At 46.9% G+C, this 13367-nt stretch carries 12 protein-coding genes and 1 riboswitch; all 12 genes read left to right on the top strand.

Annotated features, from left to right (window positions below; all coding sequences use genetic code 11):
- The first annotated feature begins 420 nt into the window (after nt 1-420).
- The 12 genes from JJQ88_RS02630 (at nt 421) to JJQ88_RS02575 (ending at nt 13075) form a co-directional block, all read left to right on the top strand.
- Entirely contained in the window at nt 421-1602 is a 1182-nt protein-coding gene (locus JJQ88_RS02630) for a murein hydrolase activator EnvC family protein (RefSeq protein ID WP_210364173.1), read from the top strand.
- Nucleotides 1603-1869: 267 nt separating this feature from the next.
- Entirely contained in the window at nt 1870-3534 is a 1665-nt protein-coding gene (locus JJQ88_RS02625; protein WP_210364172.1) for an acyl-CoA dehydrogenase family protein, read from the top strand.
- A 136-nt stretch (nt 3535-3670) separates the two neighbouring features.
- Nucleotides 3671-3789, top strand: a riboswitch (SAM riboswitch).
- 253 nt (nt 3790-4042) lie between these two features.
- Nucleotides 4043-5065, top strand: a complete 1023-nt coding sequence (locus JJQ88_RS02620) for a methionine ABC transporter ATP-binding protein (protein WP_210364171.1) — start codon at nt 4043-4045, stop codon at nt 5063-5065.
- Nucleotides 5055-5717: a methionine ABC transporter permease gene (locus JJQ88_RS02615; RefSeq protein WP_210364170.1), complete on the top strand. Its 663-nt coding sequence runs from the start codon at nt 5055-5057 to the stop codon at nt 5715-5717. The genes JJQ88_RS02620 and JJQ88_RS02615 overlap by 11 nt, the downstream gene beginning before the upstream one ends.
- A 37-nt stretch (nt 5718-5754) precedes the next feature.
- Entirely contained in the window at nt 5755-6600 is an 846-nt protein-coding gene (locus tag JJQ88_RS02610) for a MetQ/NlpA family ABC transporter substrate-binding protein (protein ID WP_210364169.1), read from the top strand.
- Nucleotides 6601-6606: 6 nt separating this feature from the next.
- Nucleotides 6607-7824, top strand: coding sequence for a M20 family metallopeptidase (locus JJQ88_RS02605; protein ID WP_210364245.1), 1218 nt, complete (start codon nt 6607-6609; stop codon nt 7822-7824).
- A 357-nt stretch (nt 7825-8181) separates the two neighbouring features.
- Nucleotides 8182-9006 carry an amyloid fiber anchoring/assembly protein TapA gene (tapA, locus tag JJQ88_RS02600; protein WP_210364168.1) on the top strand — a complete coding sequence of 275 codons (825 nt, stop codon included), beginning with the start codon at nt 8182-8184 and terminating at the stop codon, nt 9004-9006.
- On the top strand, nt 8975-9598 hold the full coding sequence (sipW, locus tag JJQ88_RS02595) for a signal peptidase I SipW (RefSeq protein WP_210364167.1): 624 nt from the start codon (nt 8975-8977) through the stop codon (nt 9596-9598). The genes tapA and sipW overlap by 32 nt, the downstream gene beginning before the upstream one ends.
- A gap of 81 nt (nt 9599-9679) precedes the next feature.
- A complete protein-coding gene (locus JJQ88_RS02590; protein WP_210364166.1) occupies nt 9680-10273 on the top strand; it encodes a CalY family protein in 594 nt (197 codons plus the stop codon).
- 70 nt (nt 10274-10343) lie between these two features.
- Nucleotides 10344-11000: an LPXTG cell wall anchor domain-containing protein gene (locus tag JJQ88_RS02585; RefSeq protein ID WP_210364165.1), complete on the top strand. Its 657-nt coding sequence runs from the start codon at nt 10344-10346 to the stop codon at nt 10998-11000.
- 119 nt (nt 11001-11119) lie between these two features.
- On the top strand, nt 11120-11434 hold the full coding sequence (locus tag JJQ88_RS02580) for a DUF5658 family protein (RefSeq protein WP_210364164.1): 315 nt from the start codon (nt 11120-11122) through the stop codon (nt 11432-11434).
- Between the two features lie 108 nt (nt 11435-11542).
- Nucleotides 11543-13075: a SulP family inorganic anion transporter gene (locus tag JJQ88_RS02575; protein ID WP_246860902.1), complete on the top strand. Its 1533-nt coding sequence runs from the start codon at nt 11543-11545 to the stop codon at nt 13073-13075.
- Nucleotides 13076-13367 lie beyond the last annotated feature (292 nt).

Raw genomic sequence — 13367 nt, 5'->3', positions numbered from 1 at the left:
ACCAGTTCCCACCGATGAAAAAAACCGGTTCGTTTCCTATTCAGTCCAGCTATCGCCCGCGGCTTTTTCCGTGTGGAATGAACGCTGGGAAAGGATCACTGCTTAGAGGATGAAGCTGGATCCATAGGTAATAAGTATCATAGATGGTGCGGCAAAGGAGCTTAGTCCCATGCCACCCCCGTTCTCAAAAACCAGAATTGAAATCTGGCCGACGCTGGTACAGGCAACTAGGGGTGGCATCAGGATAGATGGATTTTCAGCGGTTTCCTGAACTTTTCCGCACTATTTCTTGAAAACTTTCTAACGATTTTTTGTACATTACAAAAGTAGACATGATTTGCGCTTCTGGAATAATATACTAGATAAGAGAGTGAGAGAGTTAGGTCATGCTGGCCAATTTATCTTAGGGGAGAAGGAGCCATGAAAAATAAATGCTTTGTTTTCACGATGACAGTCGGGCTTGCGTTCACTGGCGTTTTTCCGGCTGGAGCGGCTGAAAAAGCCTCTCCGGACGATTTAACGGAAATCCGTCAGCAGCGGGAGCAACTCCAGCATGATTTTCAACTGAAGGAAAAACAAATTGAGAAGATGGGGAAGGAAGAGCAAAAGTTCCAGGATGAACTAAAAGCACTGGATGATGAGGTAGCCTTCACCAATGAAAAAATCCGGAATTTGCAAACAAATCTTGAATTGACAACGCAAGTGATCGAAGAAATGAAAAAGGAAATCGGCCAGCTCGAGACTAGGATCGAAACCAGGGACTTGATCATCAAGGAACGGCTGCGGACCCTCCAGCAGCAGGAGGGTTTGAAGTTCTATGTTCATATGTTGATGGACACAAAAAGCTTATCCCAGCTGTTTGATGTTTCAACTGCGATCAGCACGATCATGAAAGCAGACCAGGAACTGATCGAGAAGCATAGGCAGGACCTAAATACAAAGGGCCAGCAGCAGGAGGAACTTAAGGACAGGATAGAATCGCTTGAAAAGGACCGCAAAGAGATGGAATCGTTAAAGGCTGAGCTTCAGGGAAAAGCAGCTGAAAAGCAGCGCTACCTTGATTCGGTCAAAAAGGAAAAGCGTGAAAGCGAGTCTGAGTTGATGGATATGTACGAAATCTACGTCAACTTGACTTCACAGGAAATCGCGATCCTAAAAGAAAAGCAGACGCAAAGGCTGGAGTACTTGAATGCCAATCCTGAAGATATTTTTATCATGCCGACAACAGGTACCTTGACGTCAGGTTATGGACCAAGGTGGGGAAAACTCCACGCGGGAATTGACATTGCCGATCCCTCACCGAAAGCGAAGGTGGTCGCCGCAGCTTCCGGAACAGTGATTCGCTCCTATTATTCCACTAGCTACGGCAACTGTGTGCTGATCACCCACCACATCAGAGGCACAACGTTCACAACGTTATACGCCCACCTTGAAAAAAGTACGGTCAGGACCGGGCAAACCATAAATAAAGGGGAAATGCTCGGATATATGGGCAATACCGGGGACAGCAGGGGAAAGCATCTCCACTTCGAAATCCATCAAGGACAGTGGAATCCGCAAAAATCAAACAGCATCGACCCGATGGGATTCTTCAAAAAATAGCTATGTTAAGGAACAGTGCTGATTTGCCATTTCTTGTTGAATTGGAAAAAAAGGAACTAAGGCTCTGCGAATGCAAGGGCATGAGGAGATCCTGAAGGTGCATAGCGCCGGGGAGGCAGTCCGGCATGCCAGTGGAAAGCGAAGTGCCTTGAGAGAAAAATCGATAACAGGGTGTCCGTTGAAATGCGGATGCCTTTTTCAATGCACATATTAATTTACTGATTATTCTGTTAAAATAAAAGCATCATGGATATGGGAGGGAGCCGGATGAGTTTTTACGAGGAAGAGCCGCAGTTCCGGATGCTGCTTAAGGAGCTGCTGGATGAGGATTTTTTTGCGTATGCGGACAGGGAGCTGATGGCCTTTGGGGAAAAGTGCGCCAACGAGATTGATGAGCGGGCAAGATTCACGGATCGAGAAGGGCAGCCGAAGCTGATCAAGTTCGATGCCTATGGCGAGGACATTTCAAAGGTCTGGGTCAATGAAGGTTATCGAAGGACGGTTGAGGAAACGTACCGGACCGGGATTGTCGGCTATGTACATAAAGATATCCCAGAGCTTGGACGGCGCGGCAATTATCTTTATTCCTATGCGCAGGGCTATTTATTGTCCCAGACGGAAGCGGGATTTTATTGTCCGGTGACACTGACGATGGCAACCGCGTATTTGCTCGATCAATACGCTTCGCCCGATGTGAAAGCCTTATTCCTTCCCCATGTGCTGTCAACCGGAGAGAACGTTTTATACGAGGGGGCGACCTTCCTGACAGAGCGGCAGGGCGGGTCGGATGTAGGAGCGAATGAGACGATAGCCGTCCAGGAAGAGGACGGTTACAAACTTTACGGTGAAAAGTATTTCGCTTCGAACGCTGGGATGTGCGGAGTGGCGATGGTGCTGGCGCGGCGGGAAGGAGCGCCGGATGGCACGAAAGGGCTGACGCTGTTTGCGGTACCTTGGCGAAGACGGGATGGGTCGCTGAATGGCATTAAGCTCCGCAGGCTTAAGGATAAACTCGGTGTGAAGGCTGTCCCGTCGGCGGAGGTTGAATTCGACGGTGCTGACGCCTATATCGTCGGCAATCCGACAAAAGGCTTTTATTACATGATGGAGGCACTTAACCTCTCCCGTGTCTGCAATACGGTCGCATCACTTGGCATCATGCGGCGTGCCTATCGCGAAGCTCGCGGGTATGCGCTGAAGCGGGATGCTTTTGGAAAGAAGCTTGCGGATTTTCCGATGATCCGGGATACACTGTCAAAAATGGCCGCAAAGCTCGAAATCGAGACACGTACCGTTTTCCACTACTTGCCGCTGTTTGAAAAAGTCATGAGGAATGAGCCAGGCATGACAGAAAAAGATTTTGTCCTGAATAGGCTTTTCATAGCGATTTTGAAAAAGGAATCAGCGGAACAAGCGGTCCTTTTCGCCCATGAAGCCATCGAGATGCACGGAGGCAATGGCTATATTGAGGACTTTGTAACCCCGCGCCTCCTGCGGGATGCCCAGGTATTGACGGTGTGGGAAGGGACTGCGAATATCCTTGGTCTTGAAGTGCTGCGTTTGATTGAAAAATTCAATGCCGGAGAGCTGTTTTTACAGGAGATGAAAGAGCGGATAAGGGGGCTGGACGGTAGGCAGGCCGACCAGGTCAAAGGAGGGATCGGCCAGCTGGAAAGGTTGCTTGCGGCACTGGAGACAGCGACCCCGGACCATAAAACGTTCCACTCAAAGCGTGTCGCCGAACTGATGGTGAAGATTTTTGAAAGCGTGGCGGCAGTGGAATACGGCTTGAAGGGAGATGATCGTGCGCGCAAGGTGATGGAGGTATATATCGACGATGCATGGAACCCTGAACATGAATTCGATGAAAAGTTGAAAACCGTCGACTACTTCGAAGAAATTTCCCTTCTCCATGAACCGGCAGTAAAATAATTTCTCAATGTTTGAGCCTTGAAAATACTGGCTTTCCGTCCGGTTGAGCAAAATTTTTAAAAATTTTTGCATTGACACCGTTTTTTTCTTGTCCTAAAATGAGGGACATATTACAAACCGAATAAAAAGTTTCGTTTTCTTATCCAGAGAGGTGGAGGGACTGGCCCAATGAAACCTCGGCAGCGGATCTGCGAGTAGCAGGCACCGTGCCAATTCCATCAGACTGATTTTAGCGATCAGCCTGGCAGATGAGAAGCAAGCGGGTACCGATATACCCTCTTCTTGTCTGTGTGTGCATGACAGGAAGGGGGCTTTTTGTTTTCAAGAGGGATGGTATGAGCGGCCTTTTATCTTTCATGCAGTATTTTTAATAAGGATGAAAGGCATTCCAAGTCTGCCAGAAAAAAGTATGGAATTTTTAGCTGCTTTCTGGAAGGGGAGAATGGGCTGAAGAGAGGTTTAGGTTTATAACCAAGCATTCTGATGTGTAAAGGAAGGATAAGAAGCCATGATTACATTCGAAAAAGTAACGAAGAAGTTCAAAACAAGGGATCGTGAACTAGCAGCGGTCAATGAGGTATCCCTATCGGTCAACAAGGGTGAAATTTTTGGCATCATCGGTTTCAGTGGGGCGGGAAAAAGCACATTGCTCAGGCTTGTCAACCTGCTTGAAAGGCCGTCTGCAGGAAAGGTCATCGTCAATGGGCTTGAAATCAGTTCTCTACCTCAAAAGGAATTGAGGAAGCTCCGCCAGCGGATCGGGATGATTTTCCAAAACTTCAATTTGTTCAATTCCCGGACTGTTTTTGGCAATGTAGCCTACCCGCTGAAGCTCGCGGGTGCGGCAAAGGAAGATATTAGCCGTAAAGTGAACGATCTGCTGGAGTTTGTCGGGCTTGCGGACAAAGCGAATCATTATCCTGAACAGCTTTCCGGCGGCCAGAAACAGCGCGTTGGAATTGCCAGGGCGCTGGCGACATCGCCAGATATCTTGATTTGCGATGAAGCGACTTCAGCGCTTGATCCAGAAACGACTGGAGAAATCCTGAACCTGCTTAGGAAGGTCAACTGCGAATACAATGTGACAATCTTGCTGATCACCCACGAGATGGGGGTCATCAGGAAAATCTGCGACCGGGTGGCGGTAATGGAAAACGGCGCGGTTATTGAAGAAGGAACAGTATTTGACTTGTTCACAAATCCCCAAACGAAAACGACACAGAATTTCATCCGTTCTGTATTGAATGACAACCTGTCCGAAAGCCTGCATAAAACGCTCGCTGAAAAGCAGTGCAGGCTGTACAGGCTGATTTTCAAAGGAGAAAGCACCAATAGACCGATTCTTTCGGACATCGCCAAAAAATATGATGTCCATGTCAACATCCTGAACGGCAATATAAACGAGCTTCAGGGAGTCCTGTTCGGCAACCTGATCGTTGAGCTGCAGGGTGAGGACCGGGTGATTGACCGTGTACTGGGGGAATTGGAGGAATACGTAAAGGTGAAGGAGGTTGTGCATCATGAAGGTTGATTGGAGTACATTTTGGCCGCGCATCGCGGAGGCCACGGGTGAAACATTGACAATGGTCCTTTTTACGCTGACTTTTTCAGCGATCATCGGGATCAGCCTCGGGTTGCTGCTGTTCGTGACACGGAGCGGCAACATCCTTGAGAACAAATGGATATTCGGGACACTGAATGTCTTGATCAATATCATCCGGCCGATCCCGTTCATCATTTTCCTCGTCGCAATCGGCCCGCTGACAAGGATGGTCGTCGGTACGACCATCGGGACATGGGCCGCGATATTTCCCATGACGATCGCAGCGTCGTTCGGGATTGCCAGGGTCGTGGAGAACAACCTTATATCCATTGATCCGGGGATCATCGAGGCCGCCAAAGCAATGGGAGCAAGTCCTTTGCAAATCATCTTTGGTGTCTTGATTCCAGAAGCGCTTGGCCCGTTGATCCTTGGCATCACTTTCATCACAGTCGGCCTGATTGATTTTTCCGCAATGGCGGGAACGGTTGGCGGTGGGGGGCTTGGCGATCTCGCAATGACTTATGGCTATCAGCGCTTCGACACCTCGGTCATGCTGGTGACGGTGGTGCTGCTAATCATCCTTGTCCAGGTCGCCCAGTTCCTCGGGAACCATTTGGCGAGGATCTTCCTGCGCCGCTAATGTGCGGGCTTATTTTAAAGAGAAAAGAGGAGAAGAAATGAAAAAAGCACTATTCATCATCATGGCAGTATTCTTAGTATCCATTCTTGGAGCATGCGGGAACAACCCGGCAGCAGGGGAAAAGGCACATGTGAAAATTGGGGTTACAGGCTCTGATGGACAGATGTGGGACATCATCAAGGAAAAGGCTGAAAAAGAAGGCATTGAAATTGAACTTGTCGAGTTCTCCGACTATACGCTTCCTAACCAGGCACTGGCAAATGGCGATATCGACTTGAATGCGTTCCAGACGATTGCGTTCCTGAACCAGTTCAAGGAAGAACATGGACTCGATTTGACGCCGGTTGGCACGACGCAGATTGCACCGATGGGTATTTACTCGGAAAAGGTAAAATCGATCAAAGAAATCAAGAAAGGCGCAGAAATCGCGATTCCGAACGATCCGACGAACCAGGCTCGCGCCCTGATGGTCCTTGAGCTTGCCGGGCTGCTTGAATTGAAAGAGGATTTCAGCCTGTTTGGCGATTTGAGCGGCATCGAAAAAAATCCGAAGAATCTTAAGATCACTCCCGTTACCGCCCAGCAGACACCTCGTGTACTGAAAGATGTTGCGGCCTCTGTCATCAATAACGGGATTGCCGGCCAGGCAGGCTTTACCCCGAATGAGGATGCGATTTTCCTCGAAGACCCCAAACAGGATGAAGTGAAGCCATATATCAATATCATTGCTGCCCGGAAGGAGGAGAAGGAAAAGGAAGTGTTCAGGAAAATCGCCAGAATCTACCATGAAAAAGAAGTAGTGGAAGCGATCAAAAAGGACACGAACGGGGGCTCGATCGTCGTGGACATTCCGATTGAAGAACTGAAGGACATCATTAAATAAAAGGAGCTGGTTTGCTTGTCAGGACAAAGAGAACGAATCACGAGAAATATTGAAAGATCTGCGAAGCTCTATATCGATACAAGCCGCCGAATCCACGAAAACCCGGAAATCGGCAACCAGGAGTTTTTTGCCTCGAAACTGTTAAGTGGCATTCTAGAAGAAGCAGGGTTTGAAGTAACAAGAGGGGTCGCGGGGCATGAGACAGGTTTTGTCGCAAGGAAAGGCGCTGCCAGGCCTGGCCCTGCAATTGGGTACCTCGCAGAATATGACGCCTTGCCGGGGCTGGGCCATGCCTGCGGCCATAACATCATCGGCACGGCCAGCGTGGCAGCAGGCATTGCGCTGTCGGAAGTAATCCAGGAAACTGGCGGCGAAGTGGTGGTTTTCGGGACTCCAGCAGAGGAAGGCGGCCCGAACGGAAGCGCGAAAGGAAGCTTCGTTAAAGATGGCCTGTTCGAAGGTATTGATGCTTCCTTCATGATCCATCCGAGCGGGAAAACAGGTTTGACCGGTCCGACATTGGCGGTGGACCCGCTCGATTTCCATTTTTACGGCCAGGCAGCCCATGCGGCTGGTTCGCCGGAACAGGGAATCAATGCACTCGATTCCGTCATCTTTTTATATAATGGGGTCAATGCATTGCGCCAGCAGGTCCCTGCTGATGTCCGAATCCATGGAATCATCACCCATGGCGGCGATGCGCCGAACATCATCCCTGATTATGCCTCTGCCCGATTCTTCATCCGCGCAGCTACCTGGGCACGCTGTGAAGAAGTCTCCGCGAAGGTCCGCAAGGTTGCCGAAGCGGCCGCGCTGGCTACCGGAGCTTCCTATAAAATCGAGCGATTCCAGAACGAAGTCCATGATTTCATCGTGAATGGGACTCTCGATCAGATTATTGGCGAAGAACTTGAGCAGCTTGGGGAGAAGGTAGACAGAGAAGAACGGAAGGGAATCGGCTCAACCGACGCAGGCAACGTCAGTCATGTAACGCCGACAGCGCATCCGTATATCAAGATTGGACCTGACAGCCTGATTGCGCATACACATGAATTCAGGGACGCAGCCGGATCTCCTCAGGGAGAAAAAGCTTTGTTGGCCGGGGCAAAAGCATTGGCGTTAGCCGGCTATCGGCTGCTCGTTGACCAGGAATTGCTTAAGCGGGTGAAAGCAGATTTTGAATTGGCACTAGAACCTACAGTGCAGGTTCACAGCGAGGTATAGACTGCATATGTGAGAAGGGAAGCACCTTCCAGGCAGGAAGCACTTGGTGGGCGAGGTCCAAAGAGCAAAGGACCTTCCAGCATTCATATAGAAAAATCATGAGCTGAAGGCAGGAAAGTCCTGCCCTCAGCTTTTTTTGACTGGGTTGTTCTTTATAAAGTATGAATCCTTCGCTAAAAAATGCTAAATAGTAAGGAAATAGGAGGTAAAGAGAGAAAACGAACGATTTTTGTTCTTTATCAAGAATATTTGGCTGTTTTCCAGGTTTTTCAAAAGTTTGAGGAAAGGTTATACTCAAAATGTAATTTCGTTAAAAAGAACGTTTGGTATTTAAAAAAGAACGATTGGTGACTGGAGGTGGACCCTATAAGATACGGCAGACTAAGAAAGTTCAGGAATAAAAATAAATTTCTTTTCCTCTTCATCAAGTTTTTAGCTGTATGGTACTTGTTTATAGGGATATCTACTATATTAACCGGACAAACAAATGCATATTTCAGTGATCAGGATAGAGTGAATGGCATTATCCAGGCAGGTGAATGGGAGACAGAAAGCAGCTGTGCTGAAAATGGAAAACACGGTGATTGGGATTGCAGTTCACTTAAGTTTATCGGCAGTAAATTTGATGGAGAGAAAATATCTGCCACGATTGAAAATACTGGCGAGGATATGAAGTCAGGCGGAAAATACGAGATTTACTATAGTGAGAAGGGCAATCCAAAACAAGGAGAAAGATTGGTCCGAACTTTAACCTTTAAGGCCTTAAAGAACGGAGAGAAGCTAGAGTTAACTTTTACACCGGAATTAAACGGAGTCTATATGTTCAAAGCATACCAGCATGAAGATCATCCAGGCGGAGGAGAGCTTTGGAGTGGAGAAATAAATGTGAAGCTGGCAGAGGTTGTCCAACCAGACAGCGGTCAGGAATCTGAAGTTAAAGAGAAACAACAGGGAGAGAAAGAAGCGCAATCAGATCACGCGAATCATCCGGACCAGGAATCGGATGACAATGCAGCCAAGAAAGAAGAGCCTGCTTCTGTAGAAGCAGAGGAAAAGCCTAAGGAAGAAACCGCAGAAGTTAAAGGCATCAGCAATGAAGATGCAAAGAAAGAAGAAGGCGCTCAGGCACAAAGCAATACAGCAGTGAAGGATGCTGCAGAAAATCCGGGAGAAGGAAATTAGGAAGGTGAATAGTTTGAAGAAAGTATTGAAAATCCTAAGCAATATTATTACTGCTGTCTTGTTCATGAACTTGATCCTAATGGCTTTTCTGGTCATCTCCTCAAAAGCGTCAGGTGGAGAACCCCAGGTATTTGGCTACCAGCTGAAGACTGTCCTTTCGGGTTCAATGGAGCCGACATTTAAAACGGGCTCCATCATAGCAGTAAAACCAGTCGATTCTGAAGAAAGAAAATCGCTCAGTAAAGGAGAAATCATCACCTTTCAGGCAAGTGAGAAAAAATTGATCACCCACCGGATCATCGGAATCAAAACTAGCGGTAACCACATGATGTATGAAACAAAAGGGGATAACAACAAAACGGCTGATTTGGAACCAGTACTTTCCGAAAATGTAAAAGCAGTTTATTCAGGTTTTACGATTCCATATGCGGGATATCTTATCGATTTTGCTCAATCAAAGGAAGGCAGCGCAATCCTTCTGATCGTGCCAGGACTTCTGCTTCTTGGCTACGCAGGATTCTCAATCTTCCAGGCATTAAGAGAATTAGATCCAAAACAGAAGGAAAAGGATCCGGAAGAAAAAACAGCTTAACATGGTTGCACTCCTTGTTTCAAGCAAGGGTCAATATAAAAAACTTTACATACCCGAATGGGGTAGGAGGAGGAATTTGTCATGAGTCTGAAAAAGAAATTAGGTATGGGGATTGCATCAGCTGTAATGGGAATTTCACTGATCGGCGGAGGAACATTTGCTTACTTTAGTGACACAGCAGAAGCAAACGCGAAGTTTGCTGCTGGCACATTGGACCTTAGTGTCAATCCTACAACAATTGTTGATGTTAATAACATCAAGCCTGGCGATACCATGCTCCGTTCATTTAAGTTAGTGAATGGCGGTTCACTTGACATTGCTGAAATCGACTTATTCACGGATTATACTGTAAATGATGTGAAAAATAACAATTCCGAAGACTTAGGAAAGCACATCCGTGTAAACTTCATGCTCAATGCTGACAAATTAGATTTTCCTGTCTGGTCTACAACATTGCATGATCTTAAGAATATGAGCCCAGATGTCATCGAAGGGAATTTCTGGAGTGAATGGTTTGCTGAACGTGGAGGAAATCTGGCAGCTGGAACAAATGATACTTTATATGTTCAGTATGAATTCGTGGATAATGGTAAAGATCAGAATCAGTTCCAAGGCGATTCATTGGAATTGAAATGGACATTTGATGGCATGCAAGGTGCGGGTGTTGCAAAATAAGTGACTATGGGAAAAGGGCGGGAAAACATATTCCCGCCTTTTCTTAAATCCTTAGTGATGAGGGAATATCATGAACAGATTATTAAGACTGGCGAAAGCCTTAACCATACTGGCTTTTCTTCCGATCATTCTCACCACTCAGATGAACGTTCATGCCGAAGGTGAAATCGATATCGATACTCTCCAGCATGGATTTTCCTTTGAGGCGGGAAATTTAAAACCAGGCGATTGGATTCCAAGGGAAATAACAGTCATGAATGAAGGAAAGCATGATTTTAATTATACAGTCAATGTCGGAAAAACAAAGTCCGTAAAAGGGCTGCTGGAAGAACTGGATTTCCTGGTAGCAAAGGGACCTGTAATCCTTTACAAGGGAAAGCTAAAGGATTTTAAAGGCTTCTCTCCAAGATTTTTGGAAGCTGGTTCGAAAGAGGAGTTATTTTTCCAAGTGACAATGCCATATGAATTAGGGAATGAATACCAAAACTCTTATGCAGAGGTGGAAATCATTTTTCTCGCAGAGGAAGCTGAAAGCAGTGCGGGCACACAACCGGATCAGGATAATGGGAAATCCGAAACGGATGCTGCCGTAACGCCCAAAATCGTGAACCACCTGCCAAATACAGCGACAAATCATTACAATCTCCTGTTAATTGGCGGATTATTGATTTGCGCAGGAGGGATTTTGAGTATCCTACATTATAGAAGAATCCGAAATGTAAATTAAATTGAAGGTCGAAGAGTAATTACTTTTTGACCTTCATTTTATTTTCATCCAGGTGCAGAAACTTTCTTGATGTTTCCAAACAATCTAGTAAAGGGAATAATATTTGCAGGATCAGACTGATGTTTGAGGTGAACTTTATGTCCTTCCTTTTCTGCTATTTAGCCATCCTAAATTTTTTCGACGCCGCTGTTACATGGTTTGGCCTGAGGCACGCATTCATCGCTGAAGTGAATCCGGTCATGGATGCGGTTTATGGGGCAAATCCATTTTTGTTTCTTGCCATCAAGTTAATCCTTTCTTTTTTTCTTCTATTCTTTATGATCCGCGGGATTGTCCCTCAATCTTCATTCGTTAAGGGAATCACTTTTTTCGCTGCCTTTCTCTACACCGCTGTTGTCTCGATGCACGGTTTCTGGCTGGCGAAGGTTTTCTGACGACCTCAACCTATAGGAAAATCGTTCCCTGTTACTTTTCACATTGTCCATTCCAATGAGGAAGGCGTATAATTTTCTTATCATAAGGAAAAGGAAGGCGAATGATTGATGTTTCAGACGCTCAAGCGTGAGCTTTTGGCCGGGATTACGGTTTCGGTCGTTGCGCTGCCGCTTGCATTGGCTTTCGGGATGCAGGCGACGCAAAACTCAGACGGTGCCATCATTGGTTTGTATGGCGCAATCATCACCGGTTTCTTTGCTGCCTTATTTGGCGGCACGAAGGGTCAGGTTACAGGTCCGACTGGGCCCATTACAATCATTTTCACTGGAGTCGTTGCCAGTCATGGCATTGAATATGCTTTTATCGCTGCGTTTCTCGGCGGTCTTTTTCAAATTGCCTTTGGCTTGCTGAAGGCTGGCAACTATCTGAAGTTCATTCCGTTGCCGGTTGTCAGCGGGTTCATGAATGGAATCGCAATCATCATCATCATGGGACAGTTGAAGTATGTGACCGGCAGCTTTATGGTCGTGCTGCTGACCATTGCATTTATGCTATTTTCAATGAAATCTATCAAGCTCATCCCGCCGAGCCTGATGGCCTTGATCTTGGGAACAATTGCTGTCATCCTTCTGGAAAAAGTGATGCCTGCTGTCCATTTTTCCTTGCCGTTCATTAATGATTTCATCTTTTTTGATACGGTTGACCGAATCGGAGAGATCCCAAAGGGGCTGCCGCAATTACAGTTGCCTGTAGCCGAAGCCGACATAATCCTCCAGTTGATTCCAGCAGCCTTGAGCATTGCCGTCCTTGGCTCGATTGACTCGTTGCTGACATCTGTCGTAATGGATAATATGACTGGTACAAAGCACAAGAGCAACAAAGAATTGATTGGGCAGGGGATTGGGAATACGCTTGCCGGCCTGTTCGGAGCAATGCCAGGTGCCGGTGCCACCGTCCGTTCCGTAGTCAACTTGCGCAGCGGCGGCCAGACAGTGATATCAGCAATGGTCCACAGTGTGGCCCTGCTGCTGTTCATGCTCGTATTCGGATCGCTAGCGGAAGAAATCCCACTTGCGGTACTAGCCGGGATCCTGATCATAACAGGGGTCACGATGTTTGATTATGATAGTTTCAAAATCTTAAAGGATGAACCGAGGTCAGATGCGGCGGTAATGGTCGTTACAATGGTCCTGACGGTGGCAATCGACCTGATGGTTGCTGTTGGAGTCGGAATCGTGATGAGTGCCTTGATTTTCATGAAGCGGATGAGCGAGGAAGGCTTCAAGATGACAAACAAGGCTGAAGGCGGACTGAGCCTCTATTTCCTTGAAGGCCCGCTGTACTTCGGTTCCGTTGAGCAGATCACCAGGACAATCACATCTGACAACAACCCGCATATCGCGATTGATATCGCGCAGGTAACAATCGTGGATGCAACAGGCGCCTTGACCCTGCTGCAGCTGAATGACCAGCTGAAAGAGCGGGGACAGAATCTATATCTTGTCGGTAATGATCTAGACCTCGGGGGAATTCTCCGCAAAATGGATATATTCAGCCGTATCGGGCACCATCGTCATTTCGAAACCATGGATGAATTAAATAGTTATTTACGGAAATTCCAAATGACAATCTCGTCTTAGTCATAAGGTGCCTGCTTCCTCAACGCGAGGGGCAGGCACTTTTTATCTTCATCGTCTCCTTCTTAAGACCTTCATGGTATCCCGCTTTTATCCCTTCCTTTTATTTTTGAAACGAATCTACCTTGGGCTGATGTTGTTCTTTTTAAGGAACGAAATGAGATGAAATCGGTAGTAAATCAAAGATATATCGAGGAAAAAGTTCTTTATTAAGGTCAAACCGGGAACTACGCGGTTTTTCTTTTTTTGCTTCTTCGCCTATACTTCTTATAAGTTCTTTATAATGAACAAGGAG

It is taken from the genome of Bacillus sp. REN3 (assembly GCF_017912555.1).
In the GTDB taxonomy this organism is placed as follows: domain Bacteria; phylum Bacillota; class Bacilli; order Bacillales; family Cytobacillaceae; genus Mesobacillus.
This window is presented reverse-complemented; position numbering and strand designations above follow the sequence as displayed.

Coding starts and splice junctions, on each gene's coding strand:
- JJQ88_RS02630 (WP_210364173.1), top strand. CDS start 421: ATGAAAAATAAATGCTTTGTTTTCACGATGACAGTCGGGCTTGCGTTC.
- JJQ88_RS02625 (WP_210364172.1), top strand. CDS start 1,870: ATGAGTTTTTACGAGGAAGAGCCGCAGTTCCGGATGCTGCTTAAGGAG.
- JJQ88_RS02620 (WP_210364171.1), top strand. CDS start 4,043: ATGATTACATTCGAAAAAGTAACGAAGAAGTTCAAAACAAGGGATCGT.
- JJQ88_RS02615 (WP_210364170.1), top strand. CDS start 5,055: ATGAAGGTTGATTGGAGTACATTTTGGCCGCGCATCGCGGAGGCCACG.
- JJQ88_RS02610 (WP_210364169.1), top strand. CDS start 5,755: ATGAAAAAAGCACTATTCATCATCATGGCAGTATTCTTAGTATCCATT.
- sipW (WP_210364167.1), top strand. CDS start 8,975: ATGCTGCAGAAAATCCGGGAGAAGGAAATTAGGAAGGTGAATAGTTTG.
- JJQ88_RS02590 (WP_210364166.1), top strand. CDS start 9,680: ATGAGTCTGAAAAAGAAATTAGGTATGGGGATTGCATCAGCTGTAATG.
- JJQ88_RS02585 (WP_210364165.1), top strand. CDS start 10,344: ATGAACAGATTATTAAGACTGGCGAAAGCCTTAACCATACTGGCTTTT.
- JJQ88_RS02580 (WP_210364164.1), top strand. CDS start 11,120: ATGTTTGAGGTGAACTTTATGTCCTTCCTTTTCTGCTATTTAGCCATC.
- JJQ88_RS02575 (WP_246860902.1), top strand. CDS start 11,543: ATGTTTCAGACGCTCAAGCGTGAGCTTTTGGCCGGGATTACGGTTTCG.